Source organism: Jeotgalibacillus proteolyticus, from assembly GCF_002926065.1.
GTDB classification, from domain to species: Bacteria; Bacillota; Bacilli; order Bacillales; family Jeotgalibacillaceae; genus Jeotgalibacillus; species Jeotgalibacillus proteolyticus.
The window spans coordinates 280681-300154 of the sequence record NZ_PREZ01000004.1; the positions used below are offsets into that span (position 1 = coordinate 280681).

A 19474-nucleotide genomic window follows, 5' to 3' on the forward strand; every position below is an offset into this window, starting at 1 on the left:
ATCACCTCTGATCATTTTTAACGTAGAAAATCGATTAAAGAGGGCTGTATGATTCGTGAGCCTATGGAAAGAGCAGCACGGTGAATGCTTTCCTGAACGGTTAAATCTGTTACAGTCCGCTCAAAATCAATGTCTTCATTTTGGGACATGATTTTCGTTGAGATTACTTCCATCTCACCTGTACGAACCTCCATCAATTCGATCCGGTTATGTCTTGCACCAAGATTTGCCCGGGTGTTTGTGATGTTGTTCATATGACCGTCCAATTGATTTAAATAGCCGCCAATGTCTTCGCCGGTCGATTCAGGATCTTCTAATGCTCCAATCAGCGCATCAAGATCCTCGAACAGTTCAGGGGAAAAGATCTGCCCCCCATTTACATTTACCGAAACAAAAATCCCTTTAGACAGTTCTATTTGAACCGGTTCAGCATTTGTTGAGGTTTTAGCCGGCTCATGAGAGAGATTGATAGGCTTCTCAAGCGTATTCGTTCCATTAAACAAATACTTATCACCGAATTTTGTATTGCCAAGCTCGGCAATATGCTCCTTCAGCTGGCGGATTTCCTCGCTGATGGATTTTCGTTGTTCAGCGTCGTATGTATCATTTCCCGCCTGTACGGTTAATTCGCGGATCCGCTGCATAGCGCCGCCGGTTTTATCCAGTGCAGCATCAGAGTTTTCCGTCCAGTTATACGCCTCGCCGTAATTCCGTTTAAACTGCTCGATCTCAAGAAGATTGCGTCTGTAGGTAACACCCTTCATGGCAATAACCGGATCATCGGATGGACGGTTGATCTTTTTCTGACTGGCAACCTGCTCCTGCAATGTCCCCATCCGATCAAAGCTTTGAGATAAATTACGCAGCATACTGCTTGCGATCATCGATTGCGTTACGCGCATCTTTTTTCACTCTCCTTATCTTCCGACTAAGCCCATTCCGTTTATAATCCGGTCAAGCATTTCATCGACCATTGTAATATTTCGTGCTGCCGCATTGTAGGCATGCTGGAATTGCATCATATTGGTCATTTCTTCATCCAAAGAAACGGCGCTAACCGACATGCGTTTTTCGTCCACAGACTGGCTTAACAGCAAACTGTTTTGTGTCATCCGGTTTGCCTGCATTGCATTTACGCCAAGCCGTCCGATCATTCCCTCATAAAAAGAGTTCAGAGATCCATTTTGACCGAGTCCATAGCTACTTAAATCAATGGTGTCGGCTGTTCCCTGGAGAGAAATCACGCCATTTGATAGAAGCATGCTCGGAATATTCGCCAGATTCAATGCATTTTGACCGTTCCCTGCATGAACGGTACCATTTTGCGTTACGGTCATGGATACAGCAATGTCCTGGGTGTCAAGATCAGCAAGACGAATCGCTTTTGCTGCTCCCTGTGACGTGCTGCCATTAAGGATAAATACAGGCTTTCCGCTTTCTCCATTAAGATCATAGCCTTTTTCATGCACCTCATTAAACACACTCGCAAACGTAAAGGCCAGCTTATCTAAATCATTCAGCATGTCCGGATACATTCCCTTGTTTACCTCATTACCGCCTGAATTCGTATAGCTGTAGCCATAGGATTCAATCATTCCTAACAGCTTTCCTTGTGAAAAGGTTACTTTACCTGATTCATTTGCAATCGGTACAGATGTCGTAAGTGGACTGCCGCTGCTGTTGAAAAATTGGATGGAGGTGATAGGCGTTGGCGTATTAACAGAAAGCTTCTCGTCAGGGCCTGCAAATCCGAGTTTGTTGAAGCGGTCCCCGTTGACTAACGCGTATTCCTTGCCATCCCCTCCAAGCATTGAAATCGTATAAATTCCTTCTGCCTGAGAGGAGCTGTTGCCGCCAGCCGGTGTTTTCGTAACCTTTACATCCATCATGAGAGAAAGCTCGTCCACTAACGCATCCCGTTTATCATAAAGGTCATTCGGCAGATAGCCGCGTGGCTCAACGCTTTTAATCTGACTATTTAACTGACTGATTTGTTCAAGCAGAGAGTTTACGCCCTGAACGCCAAGACTGATTTCTTTGCCGATGTCCTGCTGGATTTTAGTCAATGAATCACTAAGATAATGAAAGGTATCCGCCACAGACTGTCCTCTTTCAAGAACTACTCCTCTGGCTCCTGTATTCTCAGGATTTGCCGAAAGATCTTGAAGAGACTGCCAAAACTCGCCCATCACAGCTGAAAGGCCATTGGATGAAGGCTCATTCAAAACATCCTCCATTTGGCTAAGCGATGTTCTTTTTGCATCCCAGTATCCAAGCTTTGTGGTTTCATTTCGGAACTGATCATCAAGAAAGCTTTCCCGTATCCGCTGGATGGACCCTGCCTGAACACCGGTTCCGATCTGTCCGGCAGTGATTGACTGGTTCATTCCGCCGATCGATAAAGCTGATGTCTGAGTCATATTTACCCGCTGGCGTGAATAGCCCGGCGTGCTGGCGTTTGCGATATTGTTACCTGTCGTGTGCAGGGCGCTTTGCTGCGTGTTTAGCGCACGTCTGGCGACCTCCAGTCCGTGAAAAGTTGAGCTCATGGTTTACCCTCCTTTTATCGTTCATTTACGCTTTTGAATTAAAAATAGGTTTTATATGATCCGCTGACTGCTCCTGTCCCTGGCTGCTGTAGCTCTGGGATTCTGCCTGTGGCATAAGGAGATGGAGGTTCATCGACACATACTGCATCGACTGCTCAATCAGCTGCTGGTTTAATTGATTCTGTTCTTTTAGTCCGGAAAGGACCTCTTCCATTTTACCCTGCAAAAGCTTTAGCTCCTTTTGCTCCCCTTGAGGTAAAAACGGCAGGCACTCCGTTAAGGTGCTCTCCTTTTTTCCGGTTATCGTACATGCAAGCCCGCTTCGTTTGCCTTCAAGCATCTGAATCGCGCTGACATGCTTCAGTTCTTCTTTCATTAACTCATTTAATCGGGAAATATCTCCCTCTTTAATAATAGTAGTTTTTTTAAGTGCCAGCTGATGCAGGCTTTTATGCAGCTTCAGCGTTTTATCAAGCACCTGAATGAGCGGTTGTCCTGTCATCTGCCATCCCTCTTTTATTCGTAATAAAGTCTCTCTTTCTTTATCGGCAATAAATCTCCGTTTTCAAGTTAATCATGCAGGATTAATTATGTGTACACATTAATAAGCAAGCCTTGAATTTGCCCGATCTTGCTTAGAATCGTGAGACCATTTTCTTCTTTTTTGAGCACTTCATTTGTCAGCTGGACTAAATTCTGGTCAATTTCTTTTACGATTTTGTATACCTTTGTCCGCCCTCTTCGGTTAAAGCCTCTTTGATCCTCTAGCTGCAGGGCATTGCCCACGGCTTCCTCCATAAATTCCTTCACGAGTTTTTTATATTTTTTCAGGTCATCAATCGATCTCGACTCAGCAAGAACCTTTCCCTGCTGTTCAACATCCTTTGCCATTGTAGACATTTTTTCAATCAATACGTCCCCGCGCTTTGATTTCATGACTTCAGTAAACGAAACAGACTCCTTCGCTGTTTCTGTTTTTTGAATGCTATTGGCCGGACCCGTTTTTGACACTCGCTGTATTTCCATCTAATCCCCACCTTGCCTGCTCTTAATCTATTAATTGTAAAAAGGGAAGAACCTAATGGACGGTTTCCTCCCCAACCTGATGCTTTATTGAAGCAGCTGTAAAATTCCCTGCGGCAGCTGATTTGCCTGTGCAAGCATTGCCTGTCCTGCCTGGTTTAAAATATTATTTCGTGTGAAGGCGGACATTTCCTTCGCCATATCAAGGTCGCGTACACGGGATTCAGCAGATGTAAGATTTTCATTTGCAGTTTGAAGATTCGTTACCGTGTGCTCCAGTCTGTTTTGAATTGCACCAAGCTTTGAACGCTCCTCTGAAACAAGACGGATGGCATTTTCAAAGGTTGTGATCGCCTGAGATGCCGCTTCAACTGTTCCGATATTGACTCCTTTTACAGCATTAGTGCCTGGAGCTGAAGGTGCGTCTGCAGCAGTTCTTCCAATTCCAAGCTTCGAAGCATCCATCGGACTGAGTGAGAGCGTCAGCATTTCGTCCTGATTGCTGCCGATTTGGAACTTGACGCTTAGCTGGCCATCTGCTGCTGTTGAGCCGCTTAGCAATTTTTTCTGATTAAATTGAGTTGTATCAGCAATCCGATCAATTTCAAGGGTGAGTTCATTGATTTCCGTTTGAATCGCTTGACGATCCTGCCCTTCAAGCGTGCCATTAGCTGCCTGAACGGAAAGCTCTCTCATGCGCTGAAGAATATCATGAACAGATGAAAGCGCTCCTTCTGCTGTTTGAATTAATGAAACCGCATCAAGTGTGTTGCGTTCCGCCATTTCAAGACCGCGGATTTGTGAGCGCATTTTTTCTGAGATGGCAAGGCCTGCTGCATCATCGGCCGCCCGGTTAATGCGAAGCCCGGAAGAAAGCTTTTCAAGACTTTTTGAAGTAGCACCCATCGTCTGATTTAAATTTCGGTAGGCATTTAACGCCTGAATATTATGGTTGATTCTCATATTTCTACTTCCTCTCTTCCGTGCCATAATGGCCGGTTCCCTGAACCATCACTTGTTTTTCGTAAAGCGTACCAGGTTTTTTGATCGCCCGGTTTACTGATCCTGCTGCTTTTTGAGCCTCATTCCATGAAGAAAATAAATCTTCAAGAATCGTCAGCAGCTCCTGAGCTAAGACAGCATCTTTTTTTAAATTCGTTTCGATTAGCTTTTCTGCTATGTAATTATATAAAGCATCAAGCTGGTCTGCGATAATGCCGGACTCATAGTTCAGCCCCGCTCCCAGCCGCCTGATGATGTCATTTGTTTTTTGCAGCTTTTCGTTTGCTTCAATAAACTGCTTGCTATTTATAAAGGTAATAGCATCCTGCAAATTAATAATTGCAGCTTCATATAAAAGTGAGGTTAATTCCTGAGACGACTTTTGGTAAATAAGCTCTTTAGTTAAAAAATTCATCGCTTCTCCTCCTGCCTATTACTCCTATCGGCTATTTTACCGCTTCATTTAATAGCGCTTGTCCATTTCTTCGATGAAAATCATCATTTCTGCAATGACGGTATAAAGCTGCGGAGGAATGCTGTCGCCTAGATCAAGCTCAAGAAGACTTAAAAGCAGTCCTTCATTCTCCTCCAGATGAAGATCATGCTCATTTGCAAGCTCAATGATCCGCTCAGCAAGAAGACCGTTTCCTTTCGCCACCACCTTTGGCGGTCCGCCTTCATCATCATATTTAAGAACAGCCGCAGAGGGGCCGTTTAATTTTTTGTAAGCGGCATGGTTAAAATATTTTGGCATCATACGCTAAAATCAAACCCTTTCTCAGTTATCGCAGCGCGGGTTACCTTAGTCGGCTTTGCTTCATCCTTTTGCTGCGCGTTGCTTTCTTTTAAAAGCTTCGTAAATTGAATGCTGCCAATTTCATAGCCAATCGATTGCAGCCTTTCTTTAGCCGCATTTGCCAGCGGCTGCATTTTCTCTTCAAAGCCCGGCTTGTCATTTTTCACTTTAATTGAAAGCGTGCGATCAACAGCCATTAAAGCGATTCCTACATCACCCAGTTTTTTCGTTTCAAATAAAAAGTAAAGACTGCAATTTTTCCAATCGACTGACTGCTGACCGTTTTTTGATTGAAGGAACACCTTAAAGCCTTCTACTTTATCGCCCAAAAGAAAAGGAATAGACATGACCATGCTCTGCAGGCCTGAGGTGTCAGTTTTACTTAATAGCTGCTGTCCGGTCAGCTGGCTGAGAATTGAGTCTCCTTTTTGCTTCATCCCTGCTTCCGCATCTGACTGGACCATTTGCAAAAGCAGACTTTTTAAAGAGGAGCTTAATTCCTCCTGCGGCTTGCCTTTTGTTAAAAGAGAATGGGAAATGTCATGCTCCTGAGTCAGACCCATGTTGCGGATATGTTCGAAAAGGTTTCGTCCGCCTGGCTCCATTTGAACACGCTCAAGCGACTGAGCTACTGATGCCGCAGCCTGTTTGGTTAAAGATGGAGCATCCATTAGAAGCAGCTCTTTTGATACCATATGCTGCACACGAACCTCAGCAGGCTTAAATTGAATTTTCTCCACAACGCCCTTTATCTCAGCAACAAGCTTGCCTGCTTCTGCCAGCTGGCCTCTTCCTAAAAGCTTTGAAGCTTCTGCAAGCTGTGAGCTGGCTTTTAGCAGCTTTTTTTCTGTATCCATATCGGTATAAAGCATAAAATCACTTTTTAAAATCGCATTATCGAGCATCTTGATTGTCGCTTCAAGTAGAGGCTTCGTCTGAGGGAGAGGCCTTCCTGCCTGACTCTCGAGCTGACTCAGATTGCGGAGCATATCCCGCTGGATACCTTTAAAATCAATCGCTGCCTGAGAGAGTTTTTCCGTTATTTTTGTCACAATGACGTCCTTTGACTGGGCCGGGAGTGCGGATAAAAGCTCTTCTGAAAAAAGATAGCTGCTTTGCGCCTCTGCCATAGCAGGCTTTAGACCGGCACCTGCTTCCTGAAGCCCGCTCATTAAAAGTGAACGCGCTTTAAGCTCCTGCCCCTTTTCGATTGCAGCATTTGCCTGTTGTACTGCCTGCTGAATGGAGGCTTTCCCTTTATCAGTTACATCACCATCCGAAAGAATCTGCTGAATAGACTGAAGCACCTGTTTCAAATCAGGGTTAGACGCCACAAGCTTGATCGCCTGCTGAATCGCTTCTAATGAGTCAGCTTCTATAGCAGAAGAGGACGAAACTGTCACTGATTTCACACTTCCTAAGTCCTGTAAAGATCTGGTCTGCTGCGACGGTTCGATTCCCTCAGCCTTCAGGATTTCGCCGACCGCTCGTCCAAATGACTCGCCATGCAGCGCAGAATGAACAGCATGCAGAACTTTGGACGTAATAGGAAGCTGCTTTTTAACAGCAGCTTCAACCGTTGCGAGTTTCTCCTGTACCGTTCCCTCACTCTTCTCCATAAAGCTCTTAAGCTCGTTTAGTCCATTCCGGTCCAGTGTGACCCCTTTTTTTTGCAAAAAATCGAAGGCAGATTTTAAATCAGAGGACATAGGTTTCCCCTCTGCGATTGTCTGGTTTAAAGCCGGCTTCGTCTCTGCGCCTTTAGGAGCTGTCACTTCCTTTGCGACAGGCAAACCATCCTTTGTCCCGGTAATCTCAACGGCTATTTTCCCTTCTCCTGAAAGACTGTCTGCCATCTTCACCTTTACATCACGTCCTAAGACCTCAAGGACCGCTTCATTGTTTGGCAGCGTTTCTTTTACCTTGGCCTTATAAATTCCTCCTGTGTTTAAAGCAAAAGAACCGCCTCCTGGAAGAGGAGATAGGATGCCCTGTTGATTATGTACCTGCATGGTTTTGCACCTCCTGTTAAAGCACCTAAAATATTTTTTCCAAAAAAAAGAGCTCAACTAAGAGCATCTTGAAATAAGCAAAGGCTGCACCGGAATTGCAGCCTCACTGCTTTATTTCTGAAAGAATTTAGCCAGATCTGCTGCGATTCGGTTTGGCTCTAATTTATACGTTCCGTTTTCAACCTCTGTCTTCAGCTGATCAACCTTCTCCTTACGTTCTGTCTGGATACGGTTTGTTTCCTGCATTTCCTTTGCCCTGGTTGAAATCTCAACCTTGTCTGCCTGCTGAACATGCTGCGTTTTCATCTGGTCAATTTTCGTTTGCTGCTGTTTGTATGGGTTAATATTTGCACTGTTTACTGAATTAATTTTCATCGTCGAATCACCTTGCTTCCTTTCTTAAATAAGGCTGCTTGTTACTCACTATATCGGCTGCTTTTTAAAAAAGTAAAGGCGCATAGGGAAATTAGAATGAAAGTCCCATGCGCCTGTTATTTATTTTATCTCTTACGATTGCTTCTAGTTGAAAAATACGTTGTTTTCCTTTCAGGAGCAGGAGAGACTGTTTTACGCCCTGCTTCAAAAATCGCCAGCTCACGGTTAATGTCTTCAATACAACTGGAGCAAAGCTTTCCTTGATTAATTTTTGTGCTGCACTTTTCACACGGGTAGCCGATTCCGGGAAAGTGAGATGCCTGAAAACGTCTTGTTTTTGCCCATCTAAACAACAGATCTTCCTTTACGCCTGTAGCTTCAACAATCTGATCGATCCCTGCCTGAGGATTTTCATTTAAAAAGGAAAATACCTGCTTAAAAGAAGCCTCTTCTTCGGCGTGACATTCAGAACACATATCAATTACACCCTTAAAAAAATAAACCTTAAAACAGGAGGAACAATTTCGTAACTCTTCCATTCGTACTCTCCTTGTGCCTTTTTTTCTTATTATAATCTAAAAACGTCATCATCGATATTAAAATAGGATTTTCATCCTTTCTTTATCTTCCAACTGTTATGGAAGAAACCTTTCCCGCACCTGCCTGCTTTAATGCATAAGCAGCATGCCTGATCGTTGTGCCGGTCGTATATAGATCATCAATAACCACGATCGACTGATTGTTAAGTTTTTTGGTTGAGCTAAATGGATTTTGAGATAGGAGCCTGTCATGCCGGTTTTTTTGTGCCTGAGCTGATGAGGAGCTTTCGGCTCTTATAAGAAGATGATGACAGGGCAGACCAGAAAGAGCAAGAAGTGCCTCTGCCTGGTTAAAGGTTCTTTTCTTTTCTTTTGCAGGGTGCATAGGGATGGGAACGAGGAAATCGTAAGGTGCCATGCTGCTTAAGGCCTCTTTAATCTGCATAGAAAAGCAGGCGCCCAGATAATAATCCCGATCATATTTAAAGCGTTTGATCAGCTCTTTAAGCTCTTCACTATAAAGATAAATGGAGCGGTTGGAATGCAGCACATCAGAGTAGAGAGGATGCGCTGACCAGGCCTTACAGTCACTGCATGCATATGTTTTTTCGTTCATTTGCCGTGAGCAAATTGAACAGATTCGATCAGGAACAATGGGCTTTAAGACGCTTTTGCACTCGCTGCATAAAGGGTCAATGGTCTGCTTTGTAAACAGATCACTCCACCGCATCTCTAAAAGAATGGGCTCATGACATGAGATGCAGCGTTTCATGCTTTTTCCGCCTTCAATAAGCCTGCTTTTCTTGCTTCCCTGTTCATCTGCTGAATATGTCTTTGGGCTTTCAGAATAGCTTCTGTATGACCATGATGAAAGAAAGTTACATCCCCCTCTGGAAAATTTCGATCACGCCCCGCTCTTCCTGCGATTTGAACAAGTGCACTTTCAGTAAAAATGGTTTTCTCTGCACCCAATACAGCAACATCTACATTGGAAAAAGTCACCCCTCTCTCCAGAATAGTCGTGGTGAGCAGAAGGTTGATTTCTTTTTTCCTCATTTCCTCTACCTTTTTACCGCGGTCAGGATCCTTTGCATGAACAGATTTAATTTTTGGTGTGTAAGGAGTCAGCAGTTTTTCAAGCTTCAGCATCGAAGGGATATCAGGTAAAAAGAGCAGTACAGGCTTTTTTGCTAAAATTCTTGGCTTTAGCCATTGTAGTAAAGAATAGGGAACCTTATTTTTCTCAATCGCTTTTTTCCAGTCTCCGATCCATTTGGTTTTCGGTTCAGGCACTGCGCAGCCGTGGTAGCGTGCAGGGATTTTGACTGACTGAAGCGTTCCTTTTTTAACTTGTGAAAGGATGGGCTGAGTAGGTGTAGCAGTTAAAAAAATTAATGTCCCATCCGGCTTTTGAGCGTTTTTGGCAGCTCGCTGAAGCGTCAGGTCTGCCGTATTCGGAAACGCATCCACTTCATCAATCACCATCACATCAAAGGCATCTTGATAGCGGTAAAGCTGGTGAGTGGTTGAAATGGTTACGTGCGCCCCGTCGTTTCTATGCTCACTCCCTCCAAACAGCGCCTGAATAGTGGTTGTCGGAAATGCTTTTTGAAAACGTGGAAACAGCTCCTGGACAACGTCCCTTCTTGGCGTTGCAATACAGATCCGCTTTCCTGTTTCAAGTGCCGCTTCAACAGCCTGAAAAAGAATTTCTGTTTTCCCTGCTCCGCAAACCGCATGGACGAGTGTTGAAGTTTTGGTTTTCACTGATCGGGCAAGTAGATGAGAGGCTTTTTCCTGGGGCTTTGAAAGAGTGCCATTCCATTGAAGAATAGGTTCTGAGGGAGATTCCGGGGGCATTACAGGAGGTCCAATCCATTTGACGATCGGATTGCAGGTGGAGGCTTTTCCCATGTTGATACAGTTTCTGCAATAAACACAGAGCTTTTCACAACGTGTGCAGGGATGTTCGTAAAATAAATAGCTTTGATCATTAAAGCATCGGTTACAAGAATACGTATATTTTTTCTTAACAATTGAAGGAACGAGCTCAATGAAGTTTTTTTGAAGATAATAGTGGAGTTCGTTTGAAGGGAATTGCTGAAGGATTTCATCTTTGAGAAGCTGTTTGCCGCTTAGTACTGAACCAAGCTCACGAGATTGAGTGGAAATCTGTCGCATAAAGGCCTCCTTTTAATTAAGAATGAGAACGGCAATTGCCGCTCTCTTATTTAGCATCCTTTTCCATCCAGCCAAGCCCCATAGACCCTTCGCCCAAATGAGTTCCGATCACAGGTCCAAAATGACTGATACGGAATGTTACGTTTGGTAGCTGCTGTTCTAATTCATGCTTCCATTCATGCGCTTCATCCTCGCGATTAGCATGGATAATAACAGCCTGAAGCTGATCGTATTTCGCTGCATCCTCTGAAAGAAGCTCGACCATTCGGGTCATCGCTTTTTTACGCGTGCGGATTTTTTCGAACGGCTCAATTTTTGTATCAACAAAATGAAGCAGCGGCTTTACCTGCAGCAGGCTTCCAATGATTGCCTGGGCATTTGATAGCCTGCCTCCCCGCTGAAGATGCTGAAGACTGTCTACCATAAAGTATGCTTTTGTGGTCTTTTTCAATTTAGTTAAATAATCAATAATCGTTTGTCCTGAGCAGCCGTACTTCGCCATTTCAGCCGCTTCAAGCACAAACATCCCCTGAACCATGCAGGATATTTCTGAATCAAACGGAAACACCCGAACACCGTCCACCATTTCTCCCGCCTGAACTGCACCGGAGAAAGTTCCGCTAATGCCGCTGGATAAATGGATGGAGACAATTTCATCATAGTCTGCCGAAAGCTCCTCAAAAAGTGCTGCAAACTGACCCACAGGCGGCTGAGATGTCGTCGGAAGATCTTTTTCTGCACGGACAGATTCATAAAAATCATCAGTTGTCAGATCCACTTCCTCCTGATACGTCTCTCCCCCAATGATGACACTAAGTGGAATCATATGAATGGAAAGCTCATCCCGAAGCTTTTTTGGTATATATGCTGTACTATCCGTTACAATCGCCGTTTTCATTAAACCATCCTATCTCCACGTTGAAATTTCCTCTTCCTTGTGTTTCACCCGGGAAATCCCCCTCCCGCCATACCTCTTTATTTTAGCCCAAAAATGATGCGATTGCATCAGTTTATCTTGTAAAAAATGAATCATATATAGCCGATTCAAAAACAGCACCCAAACAATACTTGGAAATCCCAAGAAAAGTATTCACACTCTGTTCATCTTGAATTCAAACTAAACCGTTGACAACTTGTATATACACGTATATGATTGGGTTGTAAATGAAAGCGCTGTTTCTTAAGGTTTTAGGGACTACTATTTTAAAAGCAGGGAATAGATAAATAGTCGGCACTTTGGCACGGGAATGAAAACGGTTACGGGAGGATAAAAGATGAGCGATGTAAATAAAGAATCAGTCCGCCAGATTATTGAGGCAATTGGCGGACAGGAAAACATCGACTCTGCGACCCATTGTGTAACGCGGCTACGTTTTGTGCTGCACGATGACAGCAAGGTTGATAAAAAGAAGCTCGAGTCTATTGATATTGTTAAAGGGTCATTCGCAAATAGCGGACAGTATCAGGTTGTTATTGGTCAGGGTCTTGTGGACAAGGTTTACAAGGTCCTTGCAGCGGAAACAGGTATTGAAGAAGTTTCAAAAGAAGATGTGAAAAATGCTGCAGCGAAAAAAATGAACCCCCTGCAGCGCCTTATTAAATTGCTTGCTGATATTTTTATTCCCATCTTACCAGCAATCGTAACAGCCGGTCTTTTACTTGGATTAAATAATGTTTTAACAGTGGAAGATCTTTTCGGAGATGACTCACTTGTCGTCATGTACCCACAGTGGGCTGATTTGGCAGAAGTCATCAGTATTATCGCCAGTGCTGCTTTTAATTTCTTGCCTGCCTTAATCGGCTGGTCAGCTGTTAAACGCTTTGGCGGAAACCCATTAATGGGGATTGTGCTTGGACTGGTTCTTGTACATCCGGGACTTTTAAGTGCTTATGATTATCCTGGTGCAGTTGAAGAGGGAACAGTCCCTACCTGGTCATTATTCGGTCTAACAGTTGAATCGATCGGCTACCAGGGTCAGGTGCTGCCGGTATTGTTTGCCGCATACCTTTATTCTTTAATTGAGAAATTCTTAAATCGCAAGGTTCATGATTCAATCAAGCTTTTAGTCGTGGCACCTGTAGCATTGCTTGTAACAGCTCTTGCAGCATTTATTGCCATTGGACCACTTACCTTTGCAGCTGGTACAGCTATTGCAGACGGTGTTATCTGGATCTTCAATAACTTTGGCTGGTTAGGTGGATTAATTTATGGCGGTGTGTATGGAATTCTCGTAATCACAGGGATGCACCATACGTTCCTGCCGGTTGATCTTCAGCTTATCTCAAGTGATATTAATGGAACATTCCTGTGGCCGATCTTAGCTCTTTCTAATATCGCTCAGGGTTCTGCAGCCTTTGCAGTATTTGTTCTTGCGTTCTTTGCTAAAAAGCAGGACGAAAAGCTAAAGGGTCTTGCCAGCTCATCCGGGATTTCAGCATGGCTTGGTGTAACAGAGCCTGCCCTATTTGGGGTAAACCTTCGCTATAAATTCCCATTTGTTTGTGCCATAATCGGTGCTGCTATTGGCGGTTTACTGCTTGGAGCAAACTTTGTACTGGCTAATTCAATTGGTGTCGGCGGTGTTCCTGGAATTATTTCGATCAATCAGGAGTTCTGGCTTATCTTTTTTATAGGAATGTTAATCGTTATCATCGTGCCATTCGTATTGACATTACTTTACGGCTTATTCGTTAAAAAAGGCCAATTAGACGACTAAAAACCACAAAGCGTTCGCTGACTACTCGCGAACGCTTTGTTTATAGCTCAGCTTTTAAAAACAACAAAAATGATAGGAGTGTGTTCAATGGAACAATCGTGGTGGAAAAAAGCAGTCGTATATCAGATCTACCCGAAAAGCTTTAACGATACTACGGGAAATGGTGTAGGTGACTTAAACGGTATTACAGAAAAGCTTGATTATTTACAAAAGCTTGGGGTCGATGTTCTATGGCTGACACCTCCTTACAAATCTCCTCAAAACGATAATGGCTACGACATCAGTGATTATTTTGATATTCACGATGAATACGGGACCATGAAGGATTTTGACCGTATGCTAGAGGAAGCGCACAAACGCGGCCTTAAAATCATTATGGATATCGTAATCAATCACACCTCTACAGAGCATGAGTGGTTTGTTGAATCCCGAAAATCGAAGGATAACGAATACCGTGATTTTTATATTTGGAAGGATGCGAATGCTGACGGCGGCCCTCCAACCAATTGGGAATCTAAATTTGGCGGCAATGCCTGGAAGTATGATGATGAGACAGAACAATACTACCTCCACCTTTTTGATGTCACGCAGGCTGATTTAAATTGGGAGAATGAAACACTCCGACGCAAGCTATACGACATGATGAATTTCTGGGCAGAAAAAGGCGTAGATGGCTTCCGTTTAGACGTTATTAACTTAATTTCAAAGGACCAGTCCTTCCCCGACGAAGACGGAGATGGCGACGGAAGAAAGTTTTACACAGACGGTCCAAAGGTTCACGAATACATGCATGAAATGAATAAAGAGGTGTTCTCCAAGCATGATTTGCTGACAGTCGGTGAAATGTCCTCAACAACCATTGACCACTGCATCAAGTATTCAAACCCGGAACGCGAGGAATTAAGCATGACCTTTAATTTTCACCATTTAAAGGTTGATTACCCTAACGGTGAAAAATGGACAACAGCGGATTTTGATTTCTTAAAGCTGAAAGACATTTTATCTACATGGCAGATTGGGATGCATGAAGGCGGCGGCTGGAACGCCCTGTTCTGGTGCAACCATGACCAGCCGAGAATTGTTTCCCGCTACGGTAATGATAAAGAATACCGAGTAGAGTCAGCGAAAATGCTTGCGACAACGATCCATATGATGCAGGGTACGCCTTATATTTATCAGGGCGAGGAGTTTGGCATGACGAATCCGAATTTCACTTCGATAAAAGAATACCGTGATGTTGAGTCGTTAAATATTTATAAATATATGATGGAAAATGAAGTACCGAAAGAAGAGATTCTTAAGATTTTAAATCAAAAATCCCGTGATAATTCACGAACTCCTGTTCAGTGGAGCAGTGAGGAAAATGGCGGGTTTACAACAGGGGTTCCGTGGATTCCTTTAGCGCATAATTATAAGGAGATTAATGCAGAAGCAGCCGTTGCGGATGAGGACTCTGTTTTCTATTATTATCAAAAGCTGAACGGACTTCGTAAGGAATATGATGTGATTACAGATGGAAATTACGAACTATTGCTTGAGGATGATCCGGCGATTTTTGCTTATACGCGGAATACGGATGAAGGGTCTCTTCTTGTGGTGAATAATTTTTATGCTGATAAGGCTGTGTTTAAGCTTCCTGATGATGTGAAGGAGCGGTTTGAGGGTTATCCCGAGAAGGAAGTGCTGATTCAAAATTACGGAGATGTAAATGGTTCGGTGGATGAGTATGAGCTTCGGCCATATGAGTCGATTGTGTTTTATTTGAAGAAGTAAGGTGTGACCTCCCAGGGTTAATTTCTGGGAGGTTTTTTATTTGGCTGGAATCAACTCTGATTAAAATTGTGTTGGTGCTTCGGAGGTTGGATGTTATGAGAATAGTAGTTTAAATGGGGCATGTTGATTTGCGCTGCAGGGGCATGCTTTCCGCGGGGCGGGAGCTGAGCTAACTTGCTTCGCAAGTGGATCTCAGCCTTCCCGCTTTTTCCCGCCTTACGCTCCAATCAACTCCTGGTAAGGAATTTACTGCTTCGAAGTTTTAATGTTAGAAGCGAATTCTTTTATTGGGGTCGTTGATTTACAGGGTTAATGCAAAACATCCATATCCACATCGACTATTTTGAAGTGATGAGAAAATTCGTTTTAAATGAGGCGTGTTGATTTGCGCTGCAGGGGCATGCTTTCCGCGGGGCGGGGCTTGAGCTAACTTGCTAGCGCAAGTGGATCTCAAGCTCCCGCTTCTTCCCGCAGGAGTTCGCCCCTTCCGCTCCAATCAACTCCTGGGGAAGTTATTTTGTTTTTTGAAATTTTTTATGATTACTTTGATAGATTTAGAGTTTTACTATTACTATTAGGATCGGCTGTCAATACCGCTTTCTGAAATTTGCTTTTCAAAGGTAATAAAAATTTTCACCCTCTAGACAAACGCCTACTCTCTATTCCTTTTTTCGTCATTAAATAAAGAAGGATTTGAAATTCGGATAAAGGGATGGATGCAATTATGGCAAAAAGCAATCGTGGAAAGCATATTAAACGAATCGCTAAAAAAAATGGCACTGCTTTAAGAGGTAAATGTCCTCTTTGTACACGAACCGGGATAAAGCTTCTCTATACCCATCTTACTGAAGAGAAGGATTCTTTGAAGGTATGTAAAAATTGCCGTAAAAAGTGATATATTTTGTGTTCATATGCTTAAAAGCGACTAGTTTTTAAAAAACACCTTGTCCGCCAGCTCCTTTTAGTAAGAAGCATTCAGCGGGCAAGGTGTTTTATTAATGTGGATATAAATAGTACCTCACTGAGGATTAGCCATAAAATGAATGGATGCAATTTTCCATTCGTCTTTTACTTTATGCATGACAGTAATTTGTCGGCCAGTGCGTGATACTTCTGCTCCGTTGGCTGGATCAACGGTCGTTATAAGCAGGTCTGAATAGACATGGGCTTCTTCATCTTTGTACTCATTTACTGTTTTTAATTGTACTTCCCTGCTTACATCAAAGGAGTCAAACACTTCCTCCAGGGCCGCTCGTTCTTCCTCTTCATTAAAATATCCTTCTTCGGTTAAAAGCAGTACAAGATATCCTTCTATGTCCTCATTATTAAATGTTTCGATGTATTGATCGAAGGTGTTTAAGATGGCTTCTTTTTCTTCCTCCGGAACACCTTCTGCTTCTTCTACTTCTCCGCTTGGATCCATTTCAAATCCAATTTCTGAATGTCCGTTGCCTTCTGATTGCTCTGACTGGGCATGAGTATCCATCCCCTGACCTGATTCGCCATCGTCTGCAGTACCGCTGTTTTGATTTTGCGCAGGCTCATCATTGCTGCACCCTGCCAGGATCAAAGCGAGTAAGCCGGCGCCTATCGCTGTTTTAAAAGTGTTTTTCATAAGTGGACCGTCCTTTCTGCTTCGAGTGTATCTAGGTTGATCGTATGATCTTAGGTAATGTCCGCGATGCTTCCCCCACTTATGATACAATAAGATAGGGTGATCTTATATGGCTACAACCAATAAATATTTGAACATTTTTCAAGAATTGTCGAAGGATATTGAAAATGGCGTCTATGAATCAAATACGCTATTGCCATCTGAACATGAGCTTTGTGAACGCTTTTCCACTTCACGTGAAACCATCCGCAAAGCGCTGACATTACTTTCTCAAAATGGATTTATACAAAAAATGCAGGGTAAGGGCTCATTGGTGCTGGATGTTAGTAAAATGACGTTTCCTGTTTCCGGTCTTGTAAGCTTTAAGGAGCTTCAGGAGTCGCTGGGTCGCGACATTAAAACAGATGTCCATAAGCTCGAGCTGAACGAGGCGCCTGAACAGCTTGCCTCACAGCTTGAATGTGACGAAGGCGCACTTGTTTGGGAAATTGTTCGTGCCAGAACAATACAGGGCGAGCGTGTCATCCTTGATAAGGATTGGCTGCTGCAATCTCAAGTTCCTTCTTTAACAGAAGAAATCTGTAGTGACTCCATTTATGCCTATTTGGAAAACCATTTAGGATTAAATATTTCTTATGCAAAAAAAGAAATAACGGTTGAATCTGCTACAGAGGAAGACAGAGTGCTGCTCGATCTTGAAGGCTACAGCCATATTGTGCTGGTGAAAAATTTTGTTCATCTTGAGGACACGACCATTTTTCAATATACAGAATCACGGCACCGTCTTGACAAGTTTAAATTTGTTGATTTTGCACGAAGAAGAAAATAGGTACTTTCTGTTGAATTGAATCTGCAGGTCAGATTCAATTTTTTCCTTTTATAAGTCTTTTATTACAGGATTTTATTGCTTTTATTAAATTTCCTCATCTAATCTTTACTCTTGGTTAGAATAAAATTATGTTTATCATATTAATCAGCTTTGAAAGCCAGGTGAGAATTTGAATTTGGACAGAAAACATTTAAATGAAGTACAGTTCGCCCGGGCATTTGCCCTATTTGCGGTGCTTGCTGTGCATTCCTCCTCTACAGGAGTCGGGGGGAGCGGCGAAGGCTCCATCATGCTGCTCATCTATAATTTTTTTAATATTGCCGGGAAGCTTGGAACACCCACTTTTATCTTTTTAAGCAGCTTCATTTTGTTTTACACGTATTACCCTAGAGAGCTGACAACAAAGCTTTTTGTAAAGTTCTATCAAAAAAGACTGCTTTATATTTTAGTTCCATACTTTTTATTTTCTCTTATTTACTACTGCATAAATATCTATTTAAACGGAAGCTTTGCCGGTTTTTCTTTTTTAATCCAGGATTTCTTATCCAAGCTTGCAACCGGTAAAGCCTATTCACATCTATACTTTGTGTTTGTGAGTGTTCAGTTTTATCTACTGTTCCCATTTTTGCTTCTTTTATTTAAGAAGGTACGGTTTATAAGGAAATACTCGATTGTCATCGGAATTGTACTTCAATGGACCTGGGTTCTGTTAAACGCCCACTACTTTCAAATTCAATTGAAGGGCTCCATTGCCCTCTCTTATTTTATGTTTTACTTTTTAGGGGCATTTTTAGGTGTTTATTATGAACAGGTGCTTGATTGGTTCCGTAACTGGAAGAAAAACTTCCTGCGTGTATCAACCTTATTTGCAGGCTATGGATTTATGCTTTGCTTTTACGTGGGAATGTATTATCTGATCAGAACAAACCAGGCAGTATTTTCAAGCAGAATGATCGAATTTGCCTGGAGCACCTATGCTTTATTTGCTTGTTTGGTTGTATTTATCGCGGCGCATTTAGTGAATTTTCAGCACTCCAGGATTTCAAGAAAGTTTTGGTATGAAATTGGAACTGTATCCTTCGGGGTTTATTTAATTCATCCGCTATTTCTTTTATTTCTACGAATGCTGCTGCCTGGTGGAGACCCATTAACCTTTCACGGCTGGCAGCTGATTACTTTCTTAGTAACCTTCTTTGGAAGCTGGGGAATTGTCAGATTAGCCTTCAGTTATCTGCCGATGAGCTGGATCATTTTCGGCAAAGGAGGGAAGGTTCGGGCATTTTAGCCGGCACCAACCGGGCAATTAGTTTAAAACACAACGAAGCCCAAAGAGCGAATTGCTCCTTGGGCTTCGTTACATTTTTGTACGTTACCTTACTTCTACCCAGCCATTTTTAATCGCAGTAACAACTGCCTGGGTGCGGTCATTTACATTCATCTTCTGTAAAATATTGCTTACATGGTTCTTAACTGTTTTTTCGGAAATATACAGGCCTTCTCCAATTCCCCGGTTGCTTTTACCGTCAGCAAGCATTTGAAGAACTTCACATTCGCGTTTCGTTAACAGATGCAGTGGTCTGCGCACCTCTATCTGTTGAAAGTTGCCTGTGAATTCTGCTTCTGCCAGCCGTCGGAATTCGTTTACAAGGTTCACTGTAACCTTCGGGTGCAAGTAAGAGCCTCCGTCAGTCACTGTTTTAATCGCTTCAATAAGTGCATCAGCATCCATTTCTTTTAGCATATAGCCTAAAGCGCCTGATTTTAGTGCATGAGAAACATAGTTTTCGTCATCATGAATAGATAGGATAATGACTTTTGCCTCAGGGTAAGATTCCAATAATTTGGAAGTTGCTTCTACTCCATTTACTTGAGGCATATTTATATCCATTAATACCACATCAGGATTATATTGTTCATATAGATCATTTACTTGAGATCCATCGTCCCCTTCGGCAACTACTGTAAATGTTTCTTCAAAATCGAGAATGCGCTTTACTCCTTCACGAAATAGCTGATGATCGTCAATAATTACGATTTTAGTCATGTACATTTTCCTCCTTGAT

19 protein-coding genes are annotated in these 19474 nt (G+C 42.9%); 4 read left to right on the forward strand and 15 right to left on the reverse strand.

Annotated features, from left to right (window positions below):
* Positions 1-17: 17 nt before the first annotated feature.
* The 13 genes from flgL to C4B60_RS11785 all read right to left on the reverse strand — a co-directional run bounded on the left by flgL (position 18) and on the right by C4B60_RS11785 (position 11375).
* A complete protein-coding gene (gene flgL / locus C4B60_RS11725) occupies positions 18-902 on the reverse strand; it encodes a flagellar hook-associated protein FlgL (protein WP_104058194.1) in 885 nt (294 codons plus the stop codon).
* A 15-nt stretch (positions 903-917) separates the two neighbouring features.
* On the reverse strand, positions 918-2549 hold the full coding sequence (flgK, locus tag C4B60_RS11730) for a flagellar hook-associated protein FlgK (protein WP_104058195.1): 1632 nt from the start codon (positions 2547-2549) through the stop codon (positions 918-920).
* Between the two features lie 25 nt (positions 2550-2574).
* Positions 2575-3051, reverse strand: a complete 477-nt coding sequence (locus C4B60_RS11735) for a flagellar protein FlgN (RefSeq protein ID WP_104058196.1) — start codon at positions 3049-3051, stop codon at positions 2575-2577.
* Positions 3052-3137: 86 nt separating this feature from the next.
* Positions 3138-3575: a YaaR family protein gene (locus tag C4B60_RS11740; protein ID WP_104058197.1), complete on the reverse strand. Its 438-nt coding sequence runs from the start codon at positions 3573-3575 to the stop codon at positions 3138-3140.
* A gap of 84 nt (positions 3576-3659) precedes the next feature.
* On the reverse strand, positions 3660-4535 hold the full coding sequence (locus tag C4B60_RS11745; protein WP_104058198.1) for a flagellin N-terminal helical domain-containing protein: 876 nt from the start codon (positions 4533-4535) through the stop codon (positions 3660-3662).
* Between the two features lie 4 nt (positions 4536-4539).
* Complete coding sequence (locus C4B60_RS11750; protein ID WP_104058199.1) at positions 4540-4989, reverse strand: flagellar export chaperone FliS; 450 nt, start codon at positions 4987-4989, stop codon at positions 4540-4542.
* A gap of 48 nt (positions 4990-5037) precedes the next feature.
* A complete protein-coding gene (locus C4B60_RS11755; RefSeq protein WP_342365037.1) occupies positions 5038-5328 on the reverse strand; it encodes an EscU/YscU/HrcU family type III secretion system export apparatus switch protein in 291 nt (96 codons plus the stop codon).
* Entirely contained in the window at positions 5328-7382 is a 2055-nt protein-coding gene (locus C4B60_RS11760; protein ID WP_104058201.1) for a hypothetical protein, read from the reverse strand. Before C4B60_RS11760 ends, C4B60_RS11755 begins: the two co-directional genes overlap by 1 nt.
* Positions 7383-7493: 111 nt before the next feature.
* Entirely contained in the window at positions 7494-7757 is a 264-nt protein-coding gene (flgM, locus tag C4B60_RS11765; protein WP_104058202.1) for a flagellar biosynthesis anti-sigma factor FlgM, read from the reverse strand.
* 125 nt (positions 7758-7882) lie between these two features.
* A complete protein-coding gene (locus C4B60_RS11770) occupies positions 7883-8233 on the reverse strand; it encodes a hypothetical protein (protein ID WP_135122115.1) in 351 nt (116 codons plus the stop codon).
* A 145-nt stretch (positions 8234-8378) separates the two neighbouring features.
* Positions 8379-9068 carry a ComF family protein gene (locus tag C4B60_RS11775; protein WP_104058204.1) on the reverse strand — a complete coding sequence of 230 codons (690 nt, stop codon included), beginning with the start codon at positions 9066-9068 and terminating at the stop codon, positions 8379-8381.
* Positions 9065-10477, reverse strand: a complete 1413-nt coding sequence (locus C4B60_RS11780) for an ATP-dependent helicase ComFA (protein WP_104058205.1) — start codon at positions 10475-10477, stop codon at positions 9065-9067. The genes C4B60_RS11775 and C4B60_RS11780 overlap by 4 nt, the downstream gene beginning before the upstream one ends.
* A 46-nt stretch (positions 10478-10523) precedes the next feature.
* The gene (locus C4B60_RS11785; protein WP_104058206.1) at positions 10524-11375 is read right to left on the reverse strand and encodes a DegV family protein; all 852 of its coding nucleotides are present in this window, start codon (positions 11373-11375) and stop codon (positions 10524-10526) included.
* Between the two features lie 376 nt (positions 11376-11751).
* Between C4B60_RS11785 and treP the strand changes: the two genes are divergently transcribed.
* Both treP and treC read left to right on the forward strand, forming a co-directional pair.
* Positions 11752-13194, forward strand: coding sequence for a PTS system trehalose-specific EIIBC component (gene treP, locus C4B60_RS11790; protein ID WP_104058207.1), 1443 nt, complete (start codon positions 11752-11754; stop codon positions 13192-13194).
* Between the two features lie 87 nt (positions 13195-13281).
* Complete coding sequence (gene treC, locus C4B60_RS11795) at positions 13282-14967, forward strand: alpha,alpha-phosphotrehalase (protein ID WP_104058208.1); 1686 nt, start codon at positions 13282-13284, stop codon at positions 14965-14967.
* A 1018-nt stretch (positions 14968-15985) separates the two neighbouring features.
* On the opposite strand, the gene C4B60_RS11800 is transcribed toward treC, so the two are convergent.
* Complete coding sequence (locus tag C4B60_RS11800) at positions 15986-16582, reverse strand: nuclear transport factor 2 family protein (protein ID WP_104058209.1); 597 nt, start codon at positions 16580-16582, stop codon at positions 15986-15988.
* A 109-nt stretch (positions 16583-16691) separates the two neighbouring features.
* On the opposite strand from C4B60_RS11800, the gene treR reads away from it, so the two are divergent.
* Positions 16692-17411: a trehalose operon repressor gene (treR, locus tag C4B60_RS11805; RefSeq protein WP_104058210.1), complete on the forward strand. Its 720-nt coding sequence runs from the start codon at positions 16692-16694 to the stop codon at positions 17409-17411.
* Between the two features lie 175 nt (positions 17412-17586).
* Entirely contained in the window at positions 17587-18696 is a 1110-nt protein-coding gene (locus C4B60_RS11810) for an acyltransferase family protein (protein WP_245153955.1), read from the forward strand.
* Between the two features lie 84 nt (positions 18697-18780).
* Here the strand turns inward: C4B60_RS11810 and C4B60_RS11815 are convergent, their stop codons facing one another.
* A complete protein-coding gene (locus C4B60_RS11815) occupies positions 18781-19455 on the reverse strand; it encodes a response regulator (protein ID WP_104058212.1) in 675 nt (224 codons plus the stop codon).
* Positions 19456-19474 lie beyond the last annotated feature (19 nt).

Coding starts and splice junctions, on each gene's coding strand:
- C4B60_RS11735 (WP_104058196.1), bottom strand. CDS start 3,051: ATGACAGGACAACCGCTCATTCAGGTGCTTGATAAAACGCTGAAGCTG.
- C4B60_RS11780 (WP_104058205.1), bottom strand. CDS start 10,477: ATGCGACAGATTTCCACTCAATCTCGTGAGCTTGGTTCAGTACTAAGC.
- C4B60_RS11740 (WP_104058197.1), bottom strand. CDS start 3,575: ATGGAAATACAGCGAGTGTCAAAAACGGGTCCGGCCAATAGCATTCAA.
- flgK (WP_104058195.1), bottom strand. CDS start 2,549: ATGAGCTCAACTTTTCACGGACTGGAGGTCGCCAGACGTGCGCTAAAC.
- C4B60_RS11770 (WP_135122115.1), bottom strand. CDS start 8,233: ATGTGTTCTGAATGTCACGCCGAAGAAGAGGCTTCTTTTAAGCAGGTA.
- C4B60_RS11775 (WP_104058204.1), bottom strand. CDS start 9,068: ATGAAACGCTGCATCTCATGTCATGAGCCCATTCTTTTAGAGATGCGG.
- treC (WP_104058208.1), top strand. CDS start 13,282: ATGGAACAATCGTGGTGGAAAAAAGCAGTCGTATATCAGATCTACCCG.
- C4B60_RS11800 (WP_104058209.1), bottom strand. CDS start 16,582: ATGAAAAACACTTTTAAAACAGCGATAGGCGCCGGCTTACTCGCTTTG.
- C4B60_RS11815 (WP_104058212.1), bottom strand. CDS start 19,455: ATGACTAAAATCGTAATTATTGACGATCATCAGCTATTTCGTGAAGGA.
- flgL (WP_104058194.1), bottom strand. CDS start 902: ATGCGCGTAACGCAATCGATGATCGCAAGCAGTATGCTGCGTAATTTA.
- flgM (WP_104058202.1), bottom strand. CDS start 7,757: ATGAAAATTAATTCAGTAAACAGTGCAAATATTAACCCATACAAACAG.
- C4B60_RS11755 (WP_342365037.1), bottom strand. CDS start 5,328: ATGCCAAAATATTTTAACCATGCCGCTTACAAAAAATTAAACGGCCCC.
- C4B60_RS11785 (WP_104058206.1), bottom strand. CDS start 11,375: ATGAAAACGGCGATTGTAACGGATAGTACAGCATATATACCAAAAAAG.
- C4B60_RS11745 (WP_104058198.1), bottom strand. CDS start 4,535: ATGAGAATCAACCATAATATTCAGGCGTTAAATGCCTACCGAAATTTA.
- C4B60_RS11760 (WP_104058201.1), bottom strand. CDS start 7,382: ATGCAGGTACATAATCAACAGGGCATCCTATCTCCTCTTCCAGGAGGC.
- C4B60_RS11750 (WP_104058199.1), bottom strand. CDS start 4,989: ATGAATTTTTTAACTAAAGAGCTTATTTACCAAAAGTCGTCTCAGGAA.
- treR (WP_104058210.1), top strand. CDS start 16,692: ATGGCTACAACCAATAAATATTTGAACATTTTTCAAGAATTGTCGAAG.
- treP (WP_104058207.1), top strand. CDS start 11,752: ATGAGCGATGTAAATAAAGAATCAGTCCGCCAGATTATTGAGGCAATT.